The 23,742-nt window shown below is 39.9% G+C and carries 24 protein-coding genes; 10 read left to right on the forward strand and 14 right to left on the reverse strand.

Annotated features, from left to right (window positions below; translation table 11 throughout):
* Window positions 1-6: 6 nt before the first annotated feature.
* The 4 genes from CLW00_RS17525 (at window position 7) to CLW00_RS17540 (ending at window position 5,120) form a co-directional block, all read left to right on the forward strand.
* On the forward strand, window positions 7-1,674 hold the full coding sequence (locus tag CLW00_RS17525) for a glycoside hydrolase family 10-like protein (RefSeq protein WP_106135008.1): 1,668 nt from the start codon (window positions 7-9) through the stop codon (window positions 1,672-1,674).
* A gap of 131 nt (window positions 1,675-1,805) precedes the next feature.
* Complete coding sequence (locus CLW00_RS17530; RefSeq protein ID WP_106135009.1) at window positions 1,806-2,288, forward strand: GNAT family N-acetyltransferase; 483 nt, start codon at window positions 1,806-1,808, stop codon at window positions 2,286-2,288.
* Window positions 2,281-3,549, forward strand: a complete 1,269-nt coding sequence (locus tag CLW00_RS17535) for an MFS transporter (protein WP_106135010.1) — start codon at window positions 2,281-2,283, stop codon at window positions 3,547-3,549. The genes CLW00_RS17530 and CLW00_RS17535 overlap by 8 nt, the downstream gene beginning before the upstream one ends.
* 23 nt (window positions 3,550-3,572) lie before the next feature.
* Window positions 3,573-5,120: a glycoside hydrolase family 3 protein gene (locus CLW00_RS17540; protein WP_106135072.1), complete on the forward strand. Its 1,548-nt coding sequence runs from the start codon at window positions 3,573-3,575 to the stop codon at window positions 5,118-5,120.
* Between the two features lie 5 nt (window positions 5,121-5,125).
* Here the strand turns inward: CLW00_RS17540 and CLW00_RS17545 are convergent, their stop codons facing one another.
* Complete coding sequence (locus CLW00_RS17545) at window positions 5,126-5,701, reverse strand: DUF4136 domain-containing protein (RefSeq protein WP_106135011.1); 576 nt, start codon at window positions 5,699-5,701, stop codon at window positions 5,126-5,128.
* A 207-nt stretch (window positions 5,702-5,908) separates the two neighbouring features.
* Here CLW00_RS17545 and CLW00_RS17550 point away from each other — a divergent pair, with 207 nt between their 5' ends.
* The 3 genes from CLW00_RS17550 (at window position 5,909) to CLW00_RS17560 (ending at window position 7,510) form a co-directional block, all read left to right on the forward strand.
* On the forward strand, window positions 5,909-6,580 hold the full coding sequence (locus tag CLW00_RS17550) for a metallophosphoesterase family protein (RefSeq protein ID WP_106135012.1): 672 nt from the start codon (window positions 5,909-5,911) through the stop codon (window positions 6,578-6,580).
* 84 nt (window positions 6,581-6,664) lie between these two features.
* Window positions 6,665-7,051, forward strand: coding sequence for a hypothetical protein (locus tag CLW00_RS17555; RefSeq protein WP_106135013.1), 387 nt, complete (start codon window positions 6,665-6,667; stop codon window positions 7,049-7,051).
* Between the two features lie 63 nt (window positions 7,052-7,114).
* Complete coding sequence (locus CLW00_RS17560; protein ID WP_106135014.1) at window positions 7,115-7,510, forward strand: hypothetical protein; 396 nt, start codon at window positions 7,115-7,117, stop codon at window positions 7,508-7,510.
* Window positions 7,511-7,752: 242 nt separating this feature from the next.
* Here CLW00_RS17560 and CLW00_RS17565 read toward each other — a convergent pair whose 3' ends face one another.
* The 5 genes from CLW00_RS17565 to CLW00_RS17585 form a co-directional block, all read right to left on the reverse strand.
* Window positions 7,753-9,222: an ATP-binding cassette domain-containing protein gene (locus CLW00_RS17565; protein WP_106135015.1), complete on the reverse strand. Its 1,470-nt coding sequence runs from the start codon at window positions 9,220-9,222 to the stop codon at window positions 7,753-7,755.
* Window positions 9,223-9,238: 16 nt separating this feature from the next.
* Complete coding sequence (gene dtd, locus CLW00_RS17570) at window positions 9,239-9,691, reverse strand: D-aminoacyl-tRNA deacylase (protein ID WP_106135016.1); 453 nt, start codon at window positions 9,689-9,691, stop codon at window positions 9,239-9,241.
* Window positions 9,688-10,404, reverse strand: coding sequence for an NAD-dependent epimerase/dehydratase family protein (locus tag CLW00_RS17575; RefSeq protein WP_106135017.1), 717 nt, complete (start codon window positions 10,402-10,404; stop codon window positions 9,688-9,690). Before CLW00_RS17575 ends, dtd begins: the two co-directional genes overlap by 4 nt.
* Window positions 10,405-10,525: 121 nt before the next feature.
* Window positions 10,526-10,942, reverse strand: coding sequence for a YkvA family protein (locus CLW00_RS17580; RefSeq protein WP_106135018.1), 417 nt, complete (start codon window positions 10,940-10,942; stop codon window positions 10,526-10,528).
* Between the two features lie 9 nt (window positions 10,943-10,951).
* On the reverse strand, window positions 10,952-11,473 hold the full coding sequence (locus CLW00_RS17585; RefSeq protein WP_106135019.1) for a DUF7935 family protein: 522 nt from the start codon (window positions 11,471-11,473) through the stop codon (window positions 10,952-10,954).
* Window positions 11,474-11,542: 69 nt separating this feature from the next.
* Between CLW00_RS17585 and CLW00_RS17590 the strand changes: the two genes are divergently transcribed.
* Entirely contained in the window at window positions 11,543-11,863 is a 321-nt protein-coding gene (locus tag CLW00_RS17590) for a HesB/IscA family protein (RefSeq protein ID WP_106135020.1), read from the forward strand.
* 2 nt (window positions 11,864-11,865) lie between these two features.
* Here the strand turns inward: CLW00_RS17590 and CLW00_RS17595 are convergent, their stop codons facing one another.
* From CLW00_RS17595 to CLW00_RS17605, 3 genes are read right to left on the reverse strand one after another with little or no spacing between them, the layout of a single operon-like run.
* On the reverse strand, window positions 11,866-12,375 hold the full coding sequence (locus CLW00_RS17595) for a hypothetical protein (RefSeq protein WP_245917356.1): 510 nt from the start codon (window positions 12,373-12,375) through the stop codon (window positions 11,866-11,868).
* Entirely contained in the window at window positions 12,368-13,474 is a 1,107-nt protein-coding gene (locus tag CLW00_RS17600) for a ferredoxin--NADP reductase (RefSeq protein ID WP_106135021.1), read from the reverse strand. Before CLW00_RS17600 ends, CLW00_RS17595 begins: the two co-directional genes overlap by 8 nt.
* An 11-nt stretch (window positions 13,475-13,485) precedes the next feature.
* A complete protein-coding gene (locus tag CLW00_RS17605; protein WP_146131448.1) occupies window positions 13,486-15,717 on the reverse strand; it encodes a DUF5916 domain-containing protein in 2,232 nt (743 codons plus the stop codon).
* Between the two features lie 153 nt (window positions 15,718-15,870).
* On the opposite strand from CLW00_RS17605, the gene purB reads away from it, so the two are divergent.
* Both purB and CLW00_RS17615 read left to right on the forward strand, forming a co-directional pair.
* Window positions 15,871-17,217 (forward strand): adenylosuccinate lyase, encoded by a 1,347-nt coding sequence (gene purB, locus CLW00_RS17610; protein WP_106135022.1) that lies wholly within the window; start codon window positions 15,871-15,873, stop codon window positions 17,215-17,217.
* A gap of 328 nt (window positions 17,218-17,545) precedes the next feature.
* The gene (locus CLW00_RS17615) at window positions 17,546-19,108 is read left to right on the forward strand and encodes a SulP family inorganic anion transporter (RefSeq protein WP_106135023.1); all 1,563 of its coding nucleotides are present in this window, start codon (window positions 17,546-17,548) and stop codon (window positions 19,106-19,108) included.
* Here the strand turns inward: CLW00_RS17615 and ctlX are convergent.
* From ctlX to CLW00_RS17640, 5 genes are all read right to left on the reverse strand, one after another.
* Window positions 19,100-20,035 (reverse strand): citrulline utilization hydrolase CtlX, encoded by a 936-nt coding sequence (gene ctlX, locus CLW00_RS17620; RefSeq protein ID WP_106135024.1) that lies wholly within the window; start codon window positions 20,033-20,035, stop codon window positions 19,100-19,102. The two genes, CLW00_RS17615 and ctlX, sit on opposite strands and share 9 nt — an antisense overlap.
* 26 nt (window positions 20,036-20,061) lie before the next feature.
* A complete protein-coding gene (locus CLW00_RS17625) occupies window positions 20,062-20,970 on the reverse strand; it encodes a hypothetical protein (RefSeq protein WP_211300217.1) in 909 nt (302 codons plus the stop codon).
* Window positions 20,971-21,173: 203 nt separating this feature from the next.
* Window positions 21,174-21,650 (reverse strand): hypothetical protein, encoded by a 477-nt coding sequence (locus CLW00_RS17630; RefSeq protein WP_106135026.1) that lies wholly within the window; start codon window positions 21,648-21,650, stop codon window positions 21,174-21,176.
* A gap of 63 nt (window positions 21,651-21,713) precedes the next feature.
* A complete protein-coding gene (locus CLW00_RS17635) occupies window positions 21,714-22,031 on the reverse strand; it encodes a hypothetical protein (RefSeq protein ID WP_146131449.1) in 318 nt (105 codons plus the stop codon).
* Between the two features lie 55 nt (window positions 22,032-22,086).
* Window positions 22,087-23,568 carry a potassium/proton antiporter gene (locus CLW00_RS17640; RefSeq protein WP_106135028.1) on the reverse strand — a complete coding sequence of 494 codons (1,482 nt, stop codon included), beginning with the start codon at window positions 23,566-23,568 and terminating at the stop codon, window positions 22,087-22,089.
* Between the last annotated feature and the right edge of the window lie 174 nt (window positions 23,569-23,742).

Consider the following 23,742-nt stretch of genomic DNA (forward strand, 5'->3'; position numbering starts at 1 on the left):
CTCATTATGAACAAGTACCTTTATTTGGCCACTATCTGTTTTTCTATATGGATATTTTCATCCTGTAAATCAAGTCAACCAACTGCCAATACACCTTCAGGGAACAGGAATATTTCGACTACTGCACCAGGTAATTCTTCGGGCTATCCGGAAAGAACTGTGAATACCTTGCCTTCTCCCGAATTTTACAAAATACTGGATATGGAAATAACCCCTAGCCCAAGAGAATTTAGGGCTGTTTGGATAGCCACAGTGGCAAATATTGACTGGCCGAGTTCAGGAACCATTCCTTTTGAAAGACAAAAGAAAGAATTTACTGAGCTTTTAGATTACTATCAAAAACTGAATTTCAATGCAGTCATCGTACAGATAAGAACCTCGGGAGACGCTTTTTACCTGTCCCAATATTCCCCTTGGTCAAGGTACCTGACTGGCAAAGAAGGCCAAAAACCAAACACTACCGAAGATCCACTTTCTTGGATGATATTGGAAGCACACAGAAGAGGTTTGGAATTTCATGCATGGCTAAACCCTTACCGGGCTACCATGAATCTGGACACTAAGATCCTCAGTCCCGAACATGATTTTTTCAAACACAAAGATTGGATGATCAAATACGACACCAAGTACTATTACAATCCAGGCTTGCCGGAAGTCCGCAAACACCTCGTCAATATTATCAGGGAAGTGGTGAAAAATTACAATATAGATGCCATTCACTTTGATGATTATTTCTACCCATACAAGGTAGCCAAACTCGATTTTGCAGATGCAGCCTCCTATAAAAAATACAGCAAACCCGGACAAAAAGTAGATGATTGGAGAAGGGAAAATGTCAATCTTTTGGTCAAAGAAGTCAATGAAACCATAAAAACCGAAAAGCCATGGGTGCAATTTGGGATCAGTCCTTTTGGTGTATGGAGGAATAGAGACAAAGACTCAAGCGGCAGCAACACAAGAGCAGGACAGACCAATTTTGATGACCTTTATGCCGATGTACTTACATGGATGAAAAACGGCTGGATTGATTACCTCATCCCTCAATTGTACTGGAGTATGGACTACAACCTCGCATCCTACAGAGAATTGGTCAATTGGTGGTCAAAAAACAGTTATGACACCAAAATCTATATCGGTAATGGGCCTTACAAAATCCGTGACAATGCCGACAAGGCCTGGGACAATCCTATGGAAATTCCCAATCAGGTAGGCTTGTCCAAAATCACTCCCAATATCTCGGGGAATGCCTATTTCAGTGCCAAATCCATGTACCTCAAAAACAGAGATGTCGCCGAGCTATTGCATCAAAACCATTACAAAACACCAGTCCTTACTCCTGATGTGATACCTGTAAGCATGCAGCCACAGTTCAGCAAAAAGGTAGAGCTGGTTCCTCATAGTGATGGTTTTGCGTTCCAGTTTGCAAGTATACTCGATCTGGACTACAGGTATGCAGTCATCTATACAGCCCCTACCCTACAAGATTTACAGTTGAGGAACGAACGAAGCGTTCGCCAGAAAGTGTATCTAGACGAGACCAACAGGCTACTGATTCCAGTACTTAGCCCAATCAACCAAAAATACGTCACAATCAGTTTTGTTGACCGCTATGGTAAAGAGACCAGGCCCAAAGCTTTTGAAATCCAAACTCGAAACTTATCCCAAAACAAATAAAAATCGAGGCTCCACAAAGAATCCTGAAAAACAATGGACTCACATACTGGGATGAATTCAGAATTTGGGGACCTATTACATGATGGCAGGAATGCCCCGAATCAAGCCTTCAAAAATCAAATCATAATCAAATGAAAGACATGCTTGTCCGCTTGACGGATCTTCCCGACATCAGCCAAGAAGAAAGGCACCTGGCTGAAGAAAACATCATTTTCAGGAGACCAATCGCCCCTGAGAAATCTATTGTATGCCAATGGGTAGGGAAAGAATTTGGTAACTATTGGGAAAGCGAGACAGATGTTGCTTTTTCCTTTCAACCTGTACATTGTTTTATAGCCCAGAAGGGAAATGAAATCTTGGGTTTTGCCTGCTATGAAGTTACAGCCAAAAACTTTTTTGGTCCAACAGGGACTAAGGAAGGCTGGAGGGGCAAGGGCATCGGAAAGGTACTCTTGGTCAAAAGCTTGCTGGCACTTAGAGAAATGGGCTATGCTTATGCCATTATAGGAGGTATAGGCCCGATTGACTTTTATAAAAACACGGTCAATGCTGTAACAATAGAAGGTTCCGAAATCAGCATTTACCAAAACTTGATCCGAATCAACCATGAGTAAACCCATCAAAAACAACCCTTGGTACTGGGTACCACCACTCTACCTTACAGAAGGAATACCATATGTGCTGATCATCACAGTATCAGTCATCATGTACAAAAACCTAGGCGTATCCAACGCTGACATTGGACTCTATACCAGCTTCCTTTACCTCCCATGGGTTATCAAGCCATTTTGGAGTCCCTTTGTGGACCTCTATGGCACCAAGCGAAAATGGTTTCTTTGGATGCAGCTCATCCTATCTTTGGCATTCTTGGGAGTAGGTCTGTCCTTACCTACCAGTCAGTTTTTTGTAATCAGTTTGGCTTTCTTCTGGTTGGCATCCTTTGCTTCAGCCACCAATGATATCGCCTCAGACGGATTTTACCTATTGGCATTGAAAGAGGAAAAACAAGCATTCTTTATAGGTGTAAGAAGTACTTTCTACAGGGTCGCTATGGTAACAGGTCAGGGACTTTTTGTAATCGTGGCGGGATACTTGGAAGTAGCTTATGGTGACAATACCAAAGCATGGTCCTTGACCATGGTGATGATAGCCGGACTGATGTTCATCCTTACCTTAATCAATCTCTGGACTACACCGAATGTAGAAAAGGCAAAAGACTATGTGAAAGCTGAGTCATTGACTTTTTGGAAGGTGTTTGAGAGCTTTTTCGGGAAAAAGGACATATGGATCGCCTTGACCTTTGTCCTGCTGTACAGGCTTGGAGAATCCCAATTGGTAAAAATGGCTTCTCCATTCTTATTGGACTCAAGAGAAATGGGAGGTTTGAATTTAAGTACATCTGAAGTGGGCTTGATTTATGGTACCCTTGGCATTATAGCACTAAGCATCGGTGGCATCATTGGAGGAATTGTGATTTCAAGAGATGGCCTTGGGAAGTGGATGTTGCCCATGATCATGGCTTTGAATGTGCCAAACGTTTTCTATTACTTTCTGGCTTATTTTCAGCCCGAATCAGCGTTTTATGCTGGCCTAGTTGTTGTTATTGAGCAATTGGGTTATGGTTTTGGTTTTGCTGCCTTCATGATGTACTTGATCTACGTTGCCGAAGGTCCCTCCAAAACTTCCCACTATGCCATTGCCACTGGATTTATGGCCTTAGGGATGATGATACCGGGAATGATTTCCGGTTTTATCCAAGAATGGTTAGGATATAATGGCTTTTTCCTATGGGTGGCATTCGCTGCAATCCCCGGGATATTGATGGTCAAGTATGTCAAATTCCCCTATGAATACGGAAAGAAACAGATTAAATGATTTTTTTAAAAAAAACCAATACCATGACATTAAAAGAAAAAATCGGACAGCTATTTTCACCTGCCGCTTTTATACATGACTCAGAAGAAAACATTGAAGCAATGGAAAAGCTCATTGCAGAACATCATATTGGAGGCCTCACTTTTTTCCATAGCAGACATTCCGCAGCAGCTAATTTTGAACAAAGGCAGGAGAAATTATCCTATGAAAATACCCTTGAAAAACTCATAGAACAGATCAATCGCTATCAGTTGGTAACCAAAATCCCACTGATGATCAGCATTGATGCGGAATTTGGTTTGGCAATGCGAATAGAACACAGCCCGCAATATCCATATGCCATCAGCCTAGGCGCCATGGACATATCTGAAAAGAGCTATGTGTATGAGACAGGTAAAAGAATGGCAAGAGACCTAAAGGCTGCGGGTATACACCTCAATTTTGCCCCTGTAGCGGATATCAATACCAATCCAAACAATCCGGTAATTGGCTACAGGTCTTTTGGAACCAATAAAGAAAAGGTGAGTGAATTTGCCTGGCAGATGTACAAGGCGCATATCGATGAGGAAGTAGGTGCTTGCTACAAACACTTTCCCGGTCACGGTGATACCGATGTGGACTCTCATTTAGGGCTTCCCATTTTGCAAAAATCCAAAGAAGAACTTCTGGAGGAAGAACTTTTCCCATTCGCCGAAGCCATCTCATCTGGCTTGGATATGATCATGGTAGGCCATCTAGCAGTACCTGCCCTGACCAATGGAAAAAACATCCCAGCTTCCATCAGCAAAGAGGTGATCAAGAACTTTCTCAAAACCGAAATGAAATTTGAAGGACTTGTGGTCTCAGATGCCCTGAACATGAAAAGTGTCTCTGACAAATTTCCGATACCAGGCCAATTGGAATATGAAGCCTTTATTGCTGGGAATGACATCCTATGTTTTTCAGAAAATATCTCCGAAGCCATTGATTTGATCGCAGATCAAGCTTCCGAAGAACAGATTGATGAGAGTTTTCAAAAAATCATGACTTGGAAGAAAAAATATGGTGTTCTGGAAATCAAAAAAATCAAAGTCCCTGCGTTTGATTGGGGTGATCATTCAGAATTTCAGCTTGAATTGGCACCAAAATACCTTACAGAAATAAAGCCTCTTGAGGAGGTTCTGGATTTGGAGAATTGTTGTAAAATCTCTTTAAACTCACCCGATACCAATCACTTTTTCAATGACCTAAAAGACACAATAGAAGGACCTGTCTTTACACTTGAGGATATAGGAGATGATTTCCAAGGATTGCAAAAATACGATTGCGCTCTAGTGGCAGTATTTGTGCCTTCTGTAAAGCCAGTGAATCATTTTGGCCTAGAACCAGCTTTGTTAGAAAAATTGATACGCTTGAGCAAGCTCAAAAAAGTCTCTCTGTATCTTTTTGGCACCCCATTATCATTAAGAGAATTCTCACAATCAGAGGTTTTTGCAGGAATTGTTTGCGCTTATCAGCATTTTGAAGAGGTACAAAAAAAGGCAGCCCTCCACTTTACAGGTAAACTTAAAGCGGAAGGCCACAGGAAATAACCAACCTAATTTCTGGTGAGCAATTTGAATTGATCCATCACCCGGTAAGTTGCTCTCGTCAATTCAGTATTGATTTCAGGTGACATAAAGTCAAAATCAGCCGGTGTATAGCCTTGCCATATCGTACTGCCTCGTTTGTTGTCAATGACATAAATGACCAGCATTCCGGTATTTTGAAGGTACTTTACACTATTGTAATTTTCGTCACGCTCACGGTTTTCGCGTTCTTCTTCTTCAGTCACTTCAAACTGAGAGGCTCTTCTTGATAGCCAATAGTCGAAATTAGGCTGTTGATAACCTCTATACTTTATAGAATCACTAAAGATCTTATAATTGATAAGTAAGTCAGGTTTGTCGTCTTGAGCTCTAAAACCCTGAGCATCCAGTCTATTGCTGATTGTGTTCTCAATGGTAATATTAAAAAAAGTAGTATCCGGAAAAGGATGTTCAACAAAACCGAAGGTTTTATATTTTTTAAAATTTCCTGAATAATTAAAATCGTATTCGGCGATATAGTCTTTTTGACTTAGACAACCGCTCAAAATGAATAAAAAGGAGAGAAGAGTTAGGGCAGATTTCATTTTGAATAGAGTATAAAGGATGGAAAATCTATTAGTAATTAATTACGCATAACTTTTTAACTTTGGATCACGATAGAATGTTTTAGATATAGAGTTGGATCCCAATGTATTATAACAATTTCTGGGTTTTATATCAAGAAATCTTTTATGAATGAACTACGTTACAGAAATTAAATGCCTTCCACCACACAATAAAATTTTTGAATAATGGGACTTTTTATCATCGGAGATGTACACGGCTGTCTGTACACTTACATCAAACTCATGGAACATTGGGATCCAAAAACGGAGACCTTGATCCAATTGGGTGACCTGATAGACCGTGGAAATCATTCTTCGCAATGTATTAAACTGGCTTTTGAACTGCAGAGCACCTTTAAAGATCAGGCTATCTTCCTGAGAGGTAACCATGAGCAGATGATGATAGAATACCTGAACGAAACCAATAACCATCTCAATTGGCTAAATAATGGAGGGGTGGAGACCCTTCAGGAATTCAAACAAAAGGAAGTAGACCCTTTTTTTTATTTGGGTTGGATCAAATCCCTGCCGCTGACCTGGCACAATGACCATGTAATGGTATCGCATGCCGGCTTTTCTGTAATGTCAGAAGATCCATTTGATGTAAGAGATACCAATGGGCTACTCTGGAACCGTAAGCCTCTACTCAACATAGGCAAAACACAAGTCATAGGCCACACACCGAGACTAAATGGAAAACCTGAATACAGTGCGGCCTCCAATTCCTGGAACATAGATACTGGAGCTTACCGGAATATCTGTCTGACAGGAATCCGGATGAGAAAAGATGGGAAGTTTTTGGAAGCCATCAGTGTGCCTACTGATGAGCGTGATTTGACAAAAGAGAAAGTTTTTTAAAATCATATAAAAACCTCACAAACAAAACTTTGGCTCAGAACTAACGTGTATTTAAGTATGGTGTTTTAAAACCAAGTATCTTTTATGAAAAGGTTGTACATAATATCGGTCATTCTTTTAATTTTCTGTTCTTGTGACAGATCTTTAACCCAGACCAAACATTATGTCGGCACGCCCAAAGATATTTTGCAATTGCACATTGGTGAAGCACACATGGCAATCGACAATGGTGAAAAGGGAGAAATACTGGTGTACTTTTTCAACAAAAGATCAATGGTGATCGGTCCAAATGGAAATACATCCCAACCTCAATTTTTGGCGCAAGATGGGAGTCTTATTCAGGATTTTGTTTCTTGGAATTATGTCATTTTCTTAGTAGATCAGGAAGATATCGTTTACCATACTGCAAAGAAATTTTATAGGGTAAGCCCTGGTAAACTCAAAAGAATGATGTTGGAACAGTATGGATGAACTAAAAAACTTGCTTAATTATAAAAATCTCCATATTTTAATTGGGACTTTTATGATCTACTTATGAAAAACCTACTTCCACTGTTCTTTCTAATGATTTTTTCCTTTGGCTGTAACAAATCCCTAGTGCAGACCAAGCATTACGTAGGTTCTTCCAAAGACACACTCATCTTACATTTAGGTGATCCCCGCTTGATGATTCCCAATGGAGAAAAAGGGGAGATTTTGGTATATCTTGTAAGCGAGGGGGGCGAAATCATGAATTTTGCAGCGCAAATTAGTTCTTATGGCAATGTTGGCAACAGTGGAGGTACACTAAGTACATCCAAATCAACATGGAATTATGTAGTTTTTCTGGTAGACATGGAAGATAAAGTTTACCATACTTCTAAAAAGTTTTACCATGCGACTCCTCACCACTTAGAATATATAGTCTTGGAACAATATGGGGACAAATAAAATATTCATCCTTTATCAATTCTTTCGGCTAATTCCACACGTTAATCTCAATCAAAAGCCCAATAGACAGAAAAGAAGCTTTATTACTTAAATCCCGTCCGTAAATCGTAAATCCAAAATCGTAATTGGCTAGCCTGAGAAGGCCATTTACCATCAACAATATCCGATCAAAAAGCTCAAAAAAGAAAAGAAGCCTCACTCCCAAATCCCTGCCCGTAAATCTTAAATCAAAAATCGTAAATCTACAATCCAAACTCCCTATCCACCACCTCCGGTATATCCTCTGCATAGTGACTCACGTAGATCAATGTCACCGAAGTCAATTCACAAATGCGGTCGACCGTTTCCTTAAATATCCTCCGTTGCATCATGTCCATCCCCTGTGATGCTTCATCCAAAACCAACAATTCAGGTTTCTTGATCAATGCTCTTGCCAACAAAATAAAGCGCTGATTTTCCAAGGATACCTGTTTGAGTAACTTTCCAGCAGTATCTTCCAAGCCAAAGAAACTTAGCCAGTCCATTGCTAGTTTTTCCTGTTCGGCTGTGACTTTTTTAAACAAGCCCATGGTATCAAAGAGTCCAGAAAGTACCACTTTCAAACAAGTCTGATTGGCGGGAAAAAACCTACTCAGTTCAGGTGCAACAAATCCTATTCTTTTCTTGATATCCCAAATGCTTTCTCCAGTCCCTCTTCTCCTATCAAACAAGTAAATCTCATTGGCATAAGCCTGTGGGTTTTCACCCAAAATCAAACTGAGTAAAGTAGATTTCCCTGCTCCGTTAGGACCTTTCAAGCTCCATCTTTCTCCTGGTTTGACTTCCCAATAGATCCCTTGGAGGATTTGCTTCTCTCCATATCGGACATTTACATTGACAAGCTTAATCACCGATTCTCTTATAGGTAAAGGGTATGGTAAAAGGAGTTTCTTCAATGCTGTGTACTCAAAACCTTTGGCCTGTTCAAAATCTAATTGGGCCTGATCTTTATTCGCAGCAGGAAGCACTTTCAAAACCCTTTTCTTCCCCAATACAGCTATGTCTGTAATACATTCAGGGATTTCTTGTGGGTTGGTGCCCATCACTATATGTACTCCTGCATCCACTACTTGCTGTAAGATCTTGCCAAAATCAGTTCTGGTCTGCACATCCAAACCTGTCAGAGGTTGATCCATCAGAAGCAATCTGGGATTCTGTAAGAGCGCCTGAGCTATGGCCAGTCTCCTCGTTTCGCCATTGGATAATTTGATCAGGGATTTGTCCTTGAGCTTCTCCAATTGAAGCAATTGCATCACCCTTTGAAGCGTCCATTTACCTGAATGGTGCGGAATTTCCAATAAAAACTCTTCTACGGTAGCCGCTTCTTCTGACTCCATAGAGTTGAACCGCTGTTGGTAATAGAAATTCTGGAGATTGGACTTATTTCTAAAAGTATATTTCTGTGAAACCACAGCAATCAGGTCACGAAAAGAATTCACTTTCCCCTGTTCATTCATTTGACTTTGGTATTCTTTGGAGAATGGCCGATCAATATCACCATCAGTGACCATTGTCCTCCCCCGTAAGGTTTCCAGGAACGCTGTGAGTTCTGCCCCCGAATGGCTGATCAAAGCCCATTGCTGCCCTTCATTCCAATCAAAATCCAAGTCTTCAAATACTACCTTATCTAGGTGTCTTACTGTCGCTTTTTTTATGGAAATGATTGTAGACAAGAGGCTGTTTTTATTGTTAAACTTTATTTTTGGAGTCTATCACAATGGTTACAGGACCATCATTGACCAAAGACACCTTCATGTCTGCACCAAATTCGCCTGTTTGCACTTGCTTTCCGAGATCAGATTCTAAAGCCGTAATAAATTTTTCATACATAGGAATGGCAAAATCAGGCTTGGCTGCTTTGATATAGGAAGGACGGTTTCCTTTTTTGGTACTGGCATGCAGGGTAAATTGCGAAATCAACAGGATGTCTCCACCAGCATCAAGAAGACTTTTATTCATCACCATGTTTTCATCGGGGAAAATCCTCAGATTCACAATTTTCTTGCTCAACCAATCAATATCTTCAGTAGTATCCGCATCCTCAATACCCAGTAAAACCAGTAATCCATGGTCAATTTGACCGATGATCTCGCCTTTTACTTTTACAGATGATTCCGATACCCTTTGAATGACTGCTATCATACGACTTGCATGTCTTTATTGGAAACTACAGCTACCTTGGAAGAGGTCTCTTTGTTGGCATAAAAAATCATGGCTTTGGCTACTTGATAATCATGAATGGGTCGGTATTTTTTAGCCAATTTCAACCAAACCAGCGGTTTGGTCAGGATTTTGGCCACTTCTTCCCCAAATCTGAATTCATTCCTACTTCCCAATAGCAAGGACGGTTCAAAAAGCCCTAAAAAATCAAATGGGATCACTTTGAGGTCTTCTTCCACTTCACCTTTCACCTGATTGTAGTACACCTTAGACTGGGGATCCGCACCTAATGCACTGACATATAGAAATTTCTTTGCTCCATTTTGATGTGCCCAAAGGGCAAAATTAATTACATAATCGTGGTCAATTTCGTAAAATTTATCCTTTGATCCGGCAACCTTTATGGTGGTGCCGAGAGAACAAAAAGCGTGAATTGTAACTGACTTGTTTTTGAGTGCTTCTATAAGTGAAAAAGATGTCCCTCCTAGGTCATTTTCTCTCAACTTTGCTTCAAGATCCATTTTTCTGATGGTCTTGAAATCTACCTCTACCTGTACCAGCTTCCCATGTTTGAGCGACAACTTACGCCTACCTATAGAAATGATCATATCGTAATCAGGATCTTGGATTAGCTGATGCATCACCTGCATCCCTACCAGTCCCGATGTACCTGCCAAAAAAGCTATTTTCTTCATAGTTTTAATTCTTTAAATTTCTTGAGCTGTATGTGCTACAAATCAGGGTCAAGCACTTTATTTTCGTTGAATTTCATGTGTTTATATTTTGTTTTTTAAAGCCACATGAAATCCCTAAATCTTAAAAAAGCTTTGTCTTTTCCCACTTCTTAAATTCTTCCACTTCATCCTTGACCGAACCGAAAACAGCCAGTAATACGGATAAATCATCCACATAGCCTATCACAGGAATAAAGTCAGGGATAAGATCTAAAGGAGTCACAAAGTACACCAAGCCCAGTACAATCAGACCTAAAGTCCTATTTGAAACCTTGAATTCATTGCGCCTGTGTGCGGTTATCATCCTTTTGAAAACCATAATCGGTTCCAAAGCTTCCTGAATTTTCGGATTATGAGAAACTTGTTCTAACCTGATTTTGACTTTTTCAATCAGTTTTTTGAGTTTACCGTCCTCTTTTGCTATATCATGCGCCTTTTGCTGGTACAATAATTTGGCTTTGGTGAAAAAATCTACCGATCTGTCTTTGAATGTACTCATAGCCTCAATTTAAAAAAATATCCTGATTTCGTCCTTTACATTCTTCAAAGCTTTCTGAATGGCATCAGATTTTTGATCCAATGAAATCTGAAAAATCTTCTTCGCTAGGTCCAATCCTCTGGCTTCTTCCGGCATTTCCTGCATCGCTTGATTGACCATGGTAATGACACTTTCCACACCTCTTCTGACGCTTTCCCAAGTATCGTCTGAAAAATACACCTGTTGTGCCAGGTTGTGGTTGAACTCTTCTCTTACTTCTTGCAATAATTTGTAGTACAAGTCTCTTGCCGAGTATTCAGGATTATTTACCCTTTTCACCAAATTATTCGGGGTGATCCTCTCTAATAGCAGGCATAACCTCTCTCCCGCCTGAAGACGGATAGGTAGTATGGTATTGGTGTTTTGGGTTTTGATTTCCACCAGCATTTTTTCTCTTTCTTTTTTGAGAAAACTCATGATGGTAAGGTACATCCCATAAATTACCAAACCTGCAGGTAGTACAATTTTTAACAAGTCTGCCAAATACTCCATAGTGTTGTTTTTATTTATATCTAATATGCGAAATTTGAACTCTATAACGCAAAATTGCATTAAATATCTATGCTTATCCCAATTATTATTACCGAAAAGGCGCAGGAAGAAATCAAAAACATCATTGCCAATAAAAACATCCCAGCTGACTACGCTTTACGGGTAGGTGTAAAAGGCGGAGGTTGTGGTGGCATGTCCTATATGTTGGGCTTTGACCGACCCAAAGAAGGTGATCAGCAATTTGAAATTGAAGATATTCCCGTATTGATAGAGAAAAAGCACTACATGTTCTTGATGGGAATGCAGGTTGATTTCTTCGAAGGAAATGAGGCGAGAGGGTTTACTTTTATCAATCCTGATGTACCCAAAAGACATGATGCCGCCGAATAGCACTACCTGTTTCGCATTTTCAGAGCTTCAATGGCATCCTTTTCTTCACCCTTAAGTCTCAACAAACGGATGATACGGTCAGGGGTAGGCTTCCCCAAGGAAAAGAAAACCAAAGCAACAGCAAAGGAAATCGTGTATCCTGGGTTTTGATAAATCAACAAACCTCCGGCACAAAGAAAGACTATTGCAAAGAGTACCCACAACCTTTTCATGGTAGCTTGAGCATAACGCATCATTTTATCTTCCAAATCAGCACCCTCGATTCTGGCTTTTTTGATCGCAGCTTGGAAATTGACATAATGCAGTGCCAGCATTAAGATCACCAAAGTCAACAAGGCCGTGTCCAATAACAAAGGCAATTCAGGTGCCTTATAGGAAATCGTGCTACTGGTGGTAAACAAATAGGCCAGCGCAAAAAAAGGAAGCGGAATGGCCATCATGATGAGCGCATTCCGTTCCAATGTATCGTAAGTTTTTCTAATAATATCTGTATCCAAAACTTTCTTATTCAATAACAATTTTTATATCTGAACTCGCAGGTTTGGATGAACAACACAGTATATATCCTTCATCAATTTCACTTTGACTCAGTCCTGCGTCTTCTATCATATCTACTTTTCCTGAAAGCAATCTTCCTCTACAGGCGGTACAAAGACCACTTTGACAACTGTATGGCATATCTACATCTTCATCCAATCCAGCTTCCAAAATAGTTTTCCCAGCAGGCACTTCGAATACAAACACCTCCCCTTCCACGGTCACTTCTATTTCTCTGGTCAATTCAGGTGATAGCTTGCCTTCAGCTTTCAACTCTTTTTCTTTGGCTTCCAAGTCATTGTAAAAACTCTCCTCCAAAACACTTTCATCAGGAATACCGAGACCCTTGAGTGTCTCTAGGGAAACATCCATTAATCCCTCAGGACCACAGACAAAGAACTTATTCCCTTCCGCCTTGACATCCACCGTACTGTCGAGGACATCCTTGATTTTTGATGCATCCAAGCGGCCTTTCAAACCAGTCCAGGTTCCTGAAGGCTGACTTAGGTTATGGATAACCATCAATCTGTCTCCGTAGTTCGCTTCAAGCTTCTCGAGCTCAGTTTTGAAAATAATCTGTTCCTCAGACCTACTGCAATACAGCAAGGTTACTTTTGATTCCGGTTCATTGACCAATACAGATTTGGTAATACCCATAATCGGCGTAATCCCTGAGCCACCTGCTATCATGACAAAATTCCTTTTGTTTTTGGAATGATAGTCAGTTGTGAAGTTCCCTAAGGGTTTCATGATATCAATGGTCTTTCCTGGTCGGATGTGATCGTTGAGATAGTTGGATACTACTCCATCCTTCACTCTTTTGACCGTAATACCGGGATAGGAATCCACGAAAGGCGAAGTGCATAAGCTATAAGAGCGTCTCTCCTCTTTGCCGTTAATATCAAATATTACTGTCAAGTATTGACCTGCCTTGTATTCCAAATAAGGTTCTGGCTGCTCAAAAAATATAGTGACAGTATCCGGTGTTTCTTTCACCACCTCTCTTACTTTGAGAGATATGTATTGATCACCTTTATTATTTTCTTCTTTTTTCTTCTTGAATAAATTAAACATTCCCAATTTCTTTACACGTTGATCCAATATGTCAGCTTCAAAATTAATGCGCGGTTTTTAATTTGTAAGCTCTCTGGATGATAATTGTCTGTGTAAACAACAAATAAATCTGAAACTGGTTTGAATCTCCATTGAAAACGTGTGTTGATATTCACATTTTCTATCTGACTGTTGTACTGTACAAAAGTGCTAAGAAAGAGTTTATCTGTGAATGAAATATCCATTTTAGGACCAACAAGCCATAAGCTGGCATCATTATAAGGTTCTGGCATGTCAATTTTGTTGTACTCTGCAAAAAGTGAGACATTGCCATATGGCTGAAACCTATAATTGATATTACTTCTGACAAATAATCGTTCACCATTAAAATACTCACCTGCATAGACAGTGCTGGAATAATTGAATAACTTTCTAGCATCAGAAGTATATGTCAGACCTGTTCTCGCATATGAATAATCTGTACCTGCTTCCAATCGCTCCCCCCCTGTTCTGGTAGGATCAAAGGAATTGAACAAATACACATACTCATTGAAGACCCTGAATTGAAGTGTAGAGGTATTTTTAAAATACAACCTGTAGGCAAAAGTCATCCTCTCATCCATCTTCAATCCAAAACTCTCATCGGTATACACATCATAGGCCAACTGGAAAGTCTGTTGGAAAATCCGTTTCCCATTTGACACAAGCCTGTACATCACACTTGGCTCAAACCTCCAATAAGAAGATCTAGGAACGAAGCCTACCTCAGCATTGTAATTTTCTCCTACATATTCATGGTTCCATCTGGCTACAAATTTTTTAGTATTGTAACTCAGGTTACTCGCATGAGCCTTGGCATCGCCTGAGACATCAGGACTGAAAGATTGGTGATAAAAAAACTTCCCATTCCACTTATTATCATTGGATGCCAAATTATAATCGATTCCAAGGACTCTGTTATAACTTGCTACTTCTCTACCAGGTTCAGCAACAGTACCCGTGGTCTGCCTATTCACAAAAATACCCGCTATACTGGACCTGCTAAAGACTTTCCTCTGGGCTGTCGCTACAGTGTAATTTTGTCCTGGATAGCCAATAGCGTCTTCTGTATCGGTCTGCATGTTGAGCAAACCAACCCTTGTATTGTCCCCTACATTTCCGTTTAGCCTTGCACCATACAGGATCCTGTTGTTTGAACTTCGTCCCATACTGTCGGTGGCAATCCCTATTCTTCGTGAGAAAAAAGGTCTGATGCTGGAAAAACCAAAATCACCGAACAAATCAGCATTTTCGAGAAAAAACTGCCTTCTTTCCGGAAAGAAAAGTTCAAATCTATTCAAATTGGTCTGTTGCTGATCTACTTCCACAGTAGAAAAATCAGGATTGAATGTAAGGTCAAGGTTCATTGATGGGCTCAGGGCAATTTTGGCATCAAAGCCAGCTGCCATTCCCGAGTTGATGCCATCATCAGTTCTGTAATCTTTGGCGCCATTGGTGGCAATGTATGGAATCACTGCTATATTGGATCCCGGTTTTTTTAGTGGCTTGTCCCAATTGAGGTATCCTGAAAAAGCTATGCCCTGAATTCTCTGATTGAGGGGAACAGGCACCCAAGAGGAACGTTCGAAGTTCTTTCTGTCATTTCTCAAAAAATTCACTCTCCAGTATTCTGATCCCTCGGTAAACCTTAGGGTTTTGAAAGGAATCGCAATCTCTACTTCCCATCGGTCGTCATATCTTTTTACTGAGGAATACCATTTATTATCCCATACATCCGATACCCTGTCTCCATTGAAAACCAAACCTTCCATTTGAATATTGTATGGATTGACAGAAAACATAAAGCCATTGTTCCCGTCATCATAGGGTCCAAGGACTATAGCAAAAGCATCGTTTTCATAAAACCTAAAATCCCTCTTCAATGAAGATACCACATAATCACCTGGTGTTTTCTGATGAAGTGTGGCAGCTACATATAAAAAGTCATCGTCATATTTCAGCCTAACTTCGGTATGTTCCGTGGCTGGCAAACCCTCGTTTGGTATTTGCTGTACAAAACCAGATATCACTTGTGCATCGGCCCATTCTTCAGTATCCACGATCCCATCAAGATTGACAGCCTTTACTGCATATCCGATTTCCATCCCAAACTCCTTGTCCTTGGCAGCTTTATCCTTGTTTTCCTTGTCTTTGCCATCTTTCGAAAGCACAGGATGGGACAATAAAATAGAAAGAATTATAATTAGTTGATAAATAGGTTTCATTGCAGCAATGATACACTTAAGCAAAAAAAATGACTACGCTAATTTGTCCTAAGGCAAAAATCAGTGCCTGATAATATTATATAAATATAAACGGAAGGCAGGTTTTTCAAAGCTTAGGACTAAATTGCGAACTCAAAACAAACCCAACCTATAATGGACTTGACTCACCTTACAGCCGTATCTTCCATAGACGGCCGATATGGATCCAAAACCGCCAGTTTAAGGGACTATTTTTCTGAATTTGCCCTGATCAAATATAGGGTACATGTAGAAATAGAATACTTTATAGCCCTGTGCGAACTCCCCCTACCTCAGCTCAAAGAATTGGATAAAAGTATTTTCCCTGAATTGAGAAAAATCACACAAAACTTCAACATAGCTGACGCTGAGGTCATAAAGGAAACTGAAAAAGTCACCAACCATGATGTAAAAGCGGTAGAGTACTTCATCAAAGAAAAGTTTGATGCGCTAGGACTTGAAAAATACAAGGAATTTATACACTTCGGGTTGACCTCTCAGGACATCAACAACACCTCCACACCTTTGATGCTCAAAGAGGGACTGGAACAAGTGATTCTTCCTACTTTGAAAAAGGTAATCAGCAAGCTGGAGACTCAGGCAAATGATTGGAGGGAAATCCCTATGTTGGCTAAAACACATGGTCAACCTGCCTCACCTACGAGGCTCGGCAAAGAAATCCAGGTCTTTGTCAATAGACTTGAAAAGCAATTGGCTCTATTTGACCAAGTGCCTTATTCAGCAAAATTCGGTGGAGCCACTGGAAATATGAATGCCCATCATGTAGCATATCCTGAAATTGACTGGAACAGTTTCGCCAGTACTTTTGTGGGCGATTACCTTGGCTTGGAAAGGAGCTACCCAACTACCCAAATAGAACATTATGACAACCTGGCCGCGAGTTTTGATGCGCTTAAAAGGATCAACACCATTTTGTTGGATTTGTCCAAAGATATCTGGCAGTATGTTGCCATGAATTATTTCAAACAAAAAATCAAAGCTGGTGAGGTAGGTTCATCCGCAATGCCTCATAAAGTCAACCCTATTGATTTTGAAAACGCAGAAGGAAACCTGGGTATTGCCAATGCACTTTTGGAGCATCTTGCAGCCAAACTTCCTATCAGCCGCCTTCAGAGAGACCTGACCGACAGTACTGTTTTGAGGATCATTGGCGTACCTTTGGCACATATGCTGATAAGTTTCGAATCATTGCTCAAGGGATTGGGCAAATTGGAGCTGAATCCCGCTGCCATAGAAGCGGACCTTGAAGAAAACTGGGCTGTGGTAGCTGAAGCCATACAGACAATCTTAAGAAGAGAGGGGTATCCAAAACCTTACGAAGCGCTTAAAGAACTGACCAGAACAAACTCTAAAATCACAAAATCTTCAATCCAAGAGTTTGTCGAAAACCTTCAGGTTTCATCAGAAGTCAAAGAAGAATTGAAAAAAATCAGCCCTTTTAATTATACGGGGCTTTATTGACCTTTTTTTTCACCCACTTGAAGCCTTTTGGTTTTGGGTGGGTGTTTTTTTATTGTACCAAGTACTTTGTAAGATGTAAATTGTTAGGGAAGTCTGCGGTAGGAGACTAGTCGGGATCTGAATGCTGTAGTGGATATGGGAATTGTAAAGGCTTACGGAGAGAAGAATAAAACAAGATACATTTCCAAGTAAAAAAAACAGTAAATAGACTTATTAGGTCATTTCACTTTTATTGATATTCAAAGTATCTTCCAACAAAGGACTTAATTTCACATAAAAATGATAAATTTATTTAAGTGACCGGTCACTTTCCTATCCCAGCAATTTCATGAACTCTTCCCCTAACCTTTTCAAACACCTAGGCAGTGATATTCCTGCAGGACTTGTAGTGTTTTTGGTAGCCCTGCCCCTATGTCTCGGAATTGCATTGGCTTCAGGGGCCCCACTGTTTTCAGGGATTATTGCCGGAGTTGTTGGCGGTATCGTAGTGGGATCTCTTTCAGGATCTCATACTTCAGTATCTGGGCCAGCCGCAGGCCTTACTGTCATAGTTCTCACTGCCATTACAGAATTGGGGTCTTTTGAAGTATTTCTTTCTGCCGTCGTATTGGCAGGTATCATTCAGATTATATTTGGTATCCTCAAAGCAGGGATCATAGGCTATTATTTCCCCACCTCTGTCATCAAAGGTATGTTGGCTGGAATAGGTATCATTTTGATCATCAAACAAATCCCATATGCTTTTGGTGTGAACGAAACCAAAAACCTTGGCGAATATATCCCCTTTATCAATGATTGGGGAGCTGTAAGAGATTTGGGGAATTTGACAGGTGTGATTGATTGGGGAGCTGTAATCATCACCATTGTCTCACTAAGCATTCTGATCATTTGGGATCTCCCCGCTTTCAAAAGGGGTGTTTTTGGTAAACTTGTTCCCGGCCCACTGGTGGTCGTCTTGCTGGGCGTAGGATTGAACAAACTATTTAAGTTCTTTATACCCGTGCTCTATTTGGATACTGAAGACAAAGTAATTCTGCCAATACTTAGCAGCTTGGGAGATTTTGCCAATTTGCTTACTTTTCCTGATTTTTCTCAAATTCTAAGTTCTGAGGTATGGATTGTAGCCATTACCATTGGGATCATCGCCAGTCTTGAAACATTACTCAGCTTGGAAGCGGCTGATAAAATAGACCAATATAAAAGGGTATCGCCCCCCAATAAAGAGCTATTTGCGCAAGGGATAGGCAATATGATCAATGGGTTTATCGGAGGGCTGCCAGTGACAGCTGTGATTGTAAGAAGCTCAGCCAATGTCACCTCAGGAGCCAAAACCAAGATGTCAGCCTTGGTACATGGGGTTTTACTTTTTGCTTCAGTAATGTTGATTCCAGGATTACTCAACCTCATCCCACTAGCCTGTTTGGCAGCCATACTTTTGCAAGTAGGTTACAAACTCACCAAAGTCTCTCTTTTCAAGACACAGGCAAAACTCGGTTGGGATCAGTTTTTACCTTTCATCATTACCATAGTCGGAATCGTGGTTTTTGATTTGTTAGTCGGAATCGGTCTTGGAATGTGTGTAGCGGTAATTTACATTCTGATCAGGAACTATGAGAATTCACATGTTTTGGAGGAAAGTACGACCACAAAAGGCAACACCATTAGGATAAAACTCTCTGAAGAGGTTAGCTTTTTGAATAAAGGATCTCTAATCAAAACCTTGGATGAAATCGAAGAAGATAAGCATGTCATCATTGATGGCAGCAATTCAAAGGTGATCGATTATGATGTATTGGAAGTGATAGAAAATTTCAAGGTTACAGCCAAAACCAAAAACATCAAAGTAGAGACGATCAATATTCAATCGATCAAAATCGCCAGCTTACATTGAAGGAAGAAAAATCTCAGCCATCATACACCTGACGGAACCACCGCCTAATTTCTCTATAGTAGGTATCTTAGGGACTATAACATCTGTGTATCGCTTGATGGCGTTGAGTTGTACATCTCCCAGTGACTGGCGGGCAGTCTCAGACATTACTGTGATTTTGTTTCCTTCTTTCCCTTGCACCTCAAGCATATTTCCAGCAAAGTTAAACTTCTGTTTTTCAGTGATAGGTATCATCTTTTTACCTGTCTTTCCCAGAAATTTCTGTAACCTGAGTTTTTCTGTGGCTACAGGAATACTATCCAAACAAACAATCGCCAACTCAGATCCCACATGCATCATGACATTGGTATGGTAGATAGAGGAGACAATGCCATCAATGCTTTGGGCAGCATCAAAAACCACTTCCTCATAGTCCATCAACCTGCAAAAATAGGCCAATGGTACTTCATGCGTTCTGACAGACTTACAAGCGTAAGCAATCTTATGTACCCTATCCAAAACCAGACTTCCAGTCCCCTCTAGAAACTGATTGTCTTTTTCAAAAAAAGTAAGGTCTACTATCTCATCGACTTTAAACCCCTTTTTCATCAACATCTCGACAATATCCATTCGTCTTTCAAACCTCCTATTGGCAGAAAACATTGGGTAAAGTACTACATTTCCATTTTCATGGGTACTGAACCAGTTATTCGGGAAAATAGCATCTGTTTTTTTCGGATCTTCTGTATCTTCGACAACAATTACATTCACCCCTTTTTCATCCAACAAGGAAACGAAATCATCAAACTCCTTTTGCGCTGCCTTATTGATTTCTTGGGGAGTTCTGGCATCTCTTTTTTGATAAAAATTGCTTTCCGCAGTTTCGGGGTTAAAACCAAAATTGGCCGGTCTGACCATTAAAATATTTGAAGTCGTCTGTAGTGGCATAAATTTCCATTGAAGGTACAAATTAGTTATTTTTTGTGATACCGGTACAAGACAGGTTCTATTTGAAACCTTTTTTCACTCAGCGTAAAATAACTTTTCCCCAATGGGTCAAAAGCAATGGCTTCACCTTGTGGCTCGGGTTTGTAAGGCAAGATCACCGGATTTCTGGACAGCGCTTCAGGAATTGTTTCTCCAGGATTTCGCTGCCAATAAAAAACAGCAAGGTAATTTTTGATCAGTATCTGCGAGCCATCTGAAGAAATATCTCCTGCCACGGACATGGTAAAGTCAAGAGTCATCACCTTCTCAAGTTCTACTTTCCCCTTTTTTCCAAACGCATCCTGCGTGGTCCTATAGAGGATGTTAGCACTGTCTCTTTTGGAAAGAATAAAAATATCCTTTGTGATGGGGTCAATCATCAGCGTTTCGGCATCTCTAGGCCCGTCGGGGTAGACCAAAGTCAATGTTTCAGGTTTGACCTTTTGTGATTTTTCAAGCTTCTTTGGTTCAGGAAAGCGATGGATTTGTATTTCACGATGCCCTGCATTATTGTCCCCGATTTCGCCCACATAGATATATGAAGTATTGGCCTGAGGCCCCGGTCCTACTGCTATATCTTCCCAATCCCTGTTTTTGACTCCTTCCAGAATGATTTTCCCTTGGTCTTTCCCTAAAGTATCCAAGATAAACACGAAAGGATCACCACCGCTATCATTGTGGGTATAGAGGATCCCAGCATGCACTCTTGAAAAAGCCAATCCACTGGCTTCATCAATTTCCCTATTCTCCAATCTACCGACAGTTTTCGGTCCCGAAAAAAGCGAATCCTGATACATAGGTATCAATGGCAAGTACTTGGCCTGCGGAACCCTTTGTGAAATCAGAAAAGGCAAAGAGACAAAAATCAAAAATACCTTGAAAATATAGTAGTTCATACTGTTCATATTTTGGGTCTACGCAAATAGTAGACCCAATATCAACTAGGTGGGTTAAGGATTGTTAATTTGGTACCGGCTACTAATTAACTTTTTGACTCATTTATTCATTCTTCCCAAAACCCTATCTATTGTAAGATTGGATAAATAAACTCTAGTAATTTATGCGTCTCGAAATCTTCGTCAACAAAATGATTGGTAAACTAACCAATATGCGTTGCAATTATTTTTTTCCATTTTTGACCAAGTTGTAACTCTCCATCGAGCCCATGCAAATTGTGGTTATATAATTCTATGTTATAAGCCTCTTCGTGGATTGAATCAGGTATAATTTTCAAATAAACAAACTCAATTTTTACTTTATTTTTCCCAAAATTGGTATTGGTTTGTTCGCTTTGATGAAGGTAAACTTCCTTACAATCTTCTAATCCAATACAACTTTGAACATTACTGACTACATTGACATAAATGAGTGTTTTCTTTTTGGAATCAAAGCCAATCCCATAAGTATCTCTCCATATATCAACTATATCACAATTAACCTCTAGCCTTTCAGCATAGGCATTAAATAGTTTACCAGCAGTTCCTTCGGAGTTGATTTTTTCCTTTTTGAATATTAAATAAGGTATAAATATGATTAGAATAATTAAAAGCAATAGGGCCAAAGTATTATAGTCCATGGTTTTTTGATTTAGATAATTTGAAAATTATAAAATGGGCACAAAGCCCTATAATTGACAATCTCACCAAAAGCCATGAAAGTAGTAAAATCTTCCTATTTTGGATTTTTTAAAAGGGAAATTAAAACCAAAGCTTTGAGCAAATAAAAAATTCGAAAAAACATTTTGCTCAAAACCTTCATTTTTCCCAAACAAATCAGCCTGAAAAGATGAAATTTTTATTTTGGGCAATAGCTGCTGACACTGATTTTTTGGGTTGATAGAAATAAGATCAAACTGCCCGCCATATTCATTCAGTAATTCAGAATGGTGAAGTCCATAGAAATACTCTTTTTTTAGCGACACCCCCAATACAATACTTAGGCTGAATACAACAAGCATGATCAATGAGATATTTGGGCGCCACTTCAAGTGCATCGTTTTTAATGGATAAAGATCAGTCATCACTCATGTCAGGGACTGGAAGATGTAAGCTTTGAAAGACATCTTCTATGGATTTTTTATTTTCTGCCAAAACCAGTAATTGATCATTGGCTTCAATTTCAGTCTGCCCGTTTGGAGTGAGGTACTTCCCCTTTCTTCTCAACATCGCTATAATTGCACTTTTCGGAAAGCCTACATCAAGGATCTTTTTTCCAATCACTTTACTGTCTTCCGGTATATTGACTTCTACCATGGAAGTTTTAGGAGGTTCATCCAGAAAATAATCCAATGGTGATCTCGGTTTTAATTTTTCAGGTAAGGCTACTTTTAACCAATCTGCCACCCTGGATAAGGTAGTCCCCTGCAATAAGACAGAAGTCAAAGAAATAAAAAAGACAATATTGAAAATTGTATTGGCCTTGTCAATGCCGGCAATGAGCGGATATGTCGCAAACACTATCGGTACAGCACCTCTCAGGCCAACCCAAGATACATACCACCTTCTTCGCATTTTCATTTTGAAAGGCAGTAATGAAGCAAATACTCCAATCGGTCTTGATACAAAAATCAAAAACAAACCAATGGCCAAACCTAGACCCATAAGCGGTATGATTTCCGAAGGATTGACCAAAAGCCCCAAAGTCAAGAAAAGGACAATCTGCATGAGCCAAGCCAAGCCATCAAAAAGCTTCAAAATCGTTCTTTTGTGGATCAAATCCTGATTCCCAAGGTATACGGCACACAGATAAACCGCCAAAAAACCATTCCCTCCAATCAAATCCGTAAAGGAAAAGGTGACAAACATTAAGGCAATCACCAAAACTGGATAAAGGCCTTCAAAACCTAGATTTATCCTATTAACTGAAAATTTGCTTATCCAACCAAATAATAATCCCATAGCAGCTCCAATGATCATTTGACTGAAAAAGAGGGTTACCAATTCCAAATAACCCAAGTCAGGATTGGTGACTAAGCCCAAAAAAGCAATGGTCAATACATAGGCCATGGGGTCATTACTCCCACTCTCCAATTCCAAAGTAGACCTAAGTTTATATTTCAAAGCAAGACTCTTTGACCTCAAAATTGAAAAGACCGCTGCGGCATCTGTTGAAGAAACAATTGCACCTAAGAGTAGACCTTCATAAATGTTGAAATCTGTAATCCACCAGACAAAAACCCCCACTGAAACAGCTGTCATCAGAACCCCAACAGTTGAAAGCATAATTCCCTGACCCAAGACAGGCTTGATTGATCTCCAGGAAGTATCCAAGCCTCCGGAAAACAGAATGAAATTTAAAGAAACTATGCCCACAAACTGTGCTGTACGTGGATTGTCAAATTCAATCCCAAAGCCATTTGTCCCTGCAGCCATTCCTATAAACAAGAACAAAACCAAGGTCGGGACTCCAAATTTGTAAGATGTCTTGCCAGCAAGTATGCTAATAAATAACAATACTGACCCAACTAATAATATATTTTCAATCGTTAAACCCATATTTGAAACTTTATGCAATAAGCAAAAACCCTATAATTAATAAGCTCAATTTCCTTTAAAGATAATTTTAATGGGTTAAGGCAACAATTCGGCTTCATCCATTAAGACACTGGCTTTGTAAAAATAAGACTCCTTTTGAACCAAAATAATTCCTTATCGCAAAACTATTTACCA

This window comes from Mongoliibacter ruber, assembly GCF_003003005.1.
GTDB classification, from domain to species: Bacteria; Bacteroidota; Bacteroidia; order Cytophagales; family Cyclobacteriaceae; genus Mongoliibacter; species Mongoliibacter ruber.

Bases quoted from the DNA above. Each gene is read 5' to 3' on its own strand.
- CLW00_RS17615 (WP_106135023.1), top strand. From the start codon at position 17,546: ATGAACTCTTCCCCTAACCTTTTCAAACACCTAGGCAGTGATATTCCT.
- CLW00_RS17545 (WP_106135011.1), bottom strand. From the start codon at position 5,701: ATGAAATCTGCCCTAACTCTTCTCTCCTTTTTATTCATTTTGAGCGGT.
- CLW00_RS17600 (WP_106135021.1), bottom strand. From the start codon at position 13,474: ATGTTTAATTTATTCAAGAAGAAAAAAGAAGAAAATAATAAAGGTGAT.
- CLW00_RS17590 (WP_106135020.1), top strand. From the start codon at position 11,543: ATGCTTATCCCAATTATTATTACCGAAAAGGCGCAGGAAGAAATCAAA.
- CLW00_RS17580 (WP_106135018.1), bottom strand. From the start codon at position 10,942: ATGAGTACATTCAAAGACAGATCGGTAGATTTTTTCACCAAAGCCAAA.
- CLW00_RS17540 (WP_106135072.1), top strand. From the start codon at position 3,573: ATGACATTAAAAGAAAAAATCGGACAGCTATTTTCACCTGCCGCTTTT.
- dtd (WP_106135016.1), bottom strand. From the start codon at position 9,691: ATGATAGCAGTCATTCAAAGGGTATCGGAATCATCTGTAAAAGTAAAA.
- CLW00_RS17640 (WP_106135028.1), bottom strand. From the start codon at position 23,568: ATGGGTTTAACGATTGAAAATATATTATTAGTTGGGTCAGTATTGTTA.
- CLW00_RS17630 (WP_106135026.1), bottom strand. From the start codon at position 21,650: ATGGACTATAATACTTTGGCCCTATTGCTTTTAATTATTCTAATCATA.
- CLW00_RS17550 (WP_106135012.1), top strand. From the start codon at position 5,909: ATGGGACTTTTTATCATCGGAGATGTACACGGCTGTCTGTACACTTAC.
- CLW00_RS17530 (WP_106135009.1), top strand. From the start codon at position 1,806: ATGAAAGACATGCTTGTCCGCTTGACGGATCTTCCCGACATCAGCCAA.
- CLW00_RS17605 (WP_146131448.1), bottom strand. From the start codon at position 15,717: ATGAAACCTATTTATCAACTAATTATAATTCTTTCTATTTTATTGTCC.
- purB (WP_106135022.1), top strand. From the start codon at position 15,871: ATGGACTTGACTCACCTTACAGCCGTATCTTCCATAGACGGCCGATAT.
- CLW00_RS17625 (WP_211300217.1), bottom strand. From the start codon at position 20,970: ATGAACTACTATATTTTCAAGGTATTTTTGATTTTTGTCTCTTTGCCT.
- CLW00_RS17585 (WP_106135019.1), bottom strand. From the start codon at position 11,473: ATGGAGTATTTGGCAGACTTGTTAAAAATTGTACTACCTGCAGGTTTG.
- CLW00_RS17555 (WP_106135013.1), top strand. From the start codon at position 6,665: ATGAAAAGGTTGTACATAATATCGGTCATTCTTTTAATTTTCTGTTCT.
- ctlX (WP_106135024.1), bottom strand. From the start codon at position 20,035: ATGCCACTACAGACGACTTCAAATATTTTAATGGTCAGACCGGCCAAT.
- CLW00_RS17575 (WP_106135017.1), bottom strand. From the start codon at position 10,404: ATGAAGAAAATAGCTTTTTTGGCAGGTACATCGGGACTGGTAGGGATG.
- CLW00_RS17635 (WP_146131449.1), bottom strand. From the start codon at position 22,031: ATGCTTGTTGTATTCAGCCTAAGTATTGTATTGGGGGTGTCGCTAAAA.
- CLW00_RS17525 (WP_106135008.1), top strand. From the start codon at position 7: ATGAACAAGTACCTTTATTTGGCCACTATCTGTTTTTCTATATGGATA.
- CLW00_RS17560 (WP_106135014.1), top strand. From the start codon at position 7,115: ATGAAAAACCTACTTCCACTGTTCTTTCTAATGATTTTTTCCTTTGGC.
- CLW00_RS17535 (WP_106135010.1), top strand. From the start codon at position 2,281: ATGAGTAAACCCATCAAAAACAACCCTTGGTACTGGGTACCACCACTC.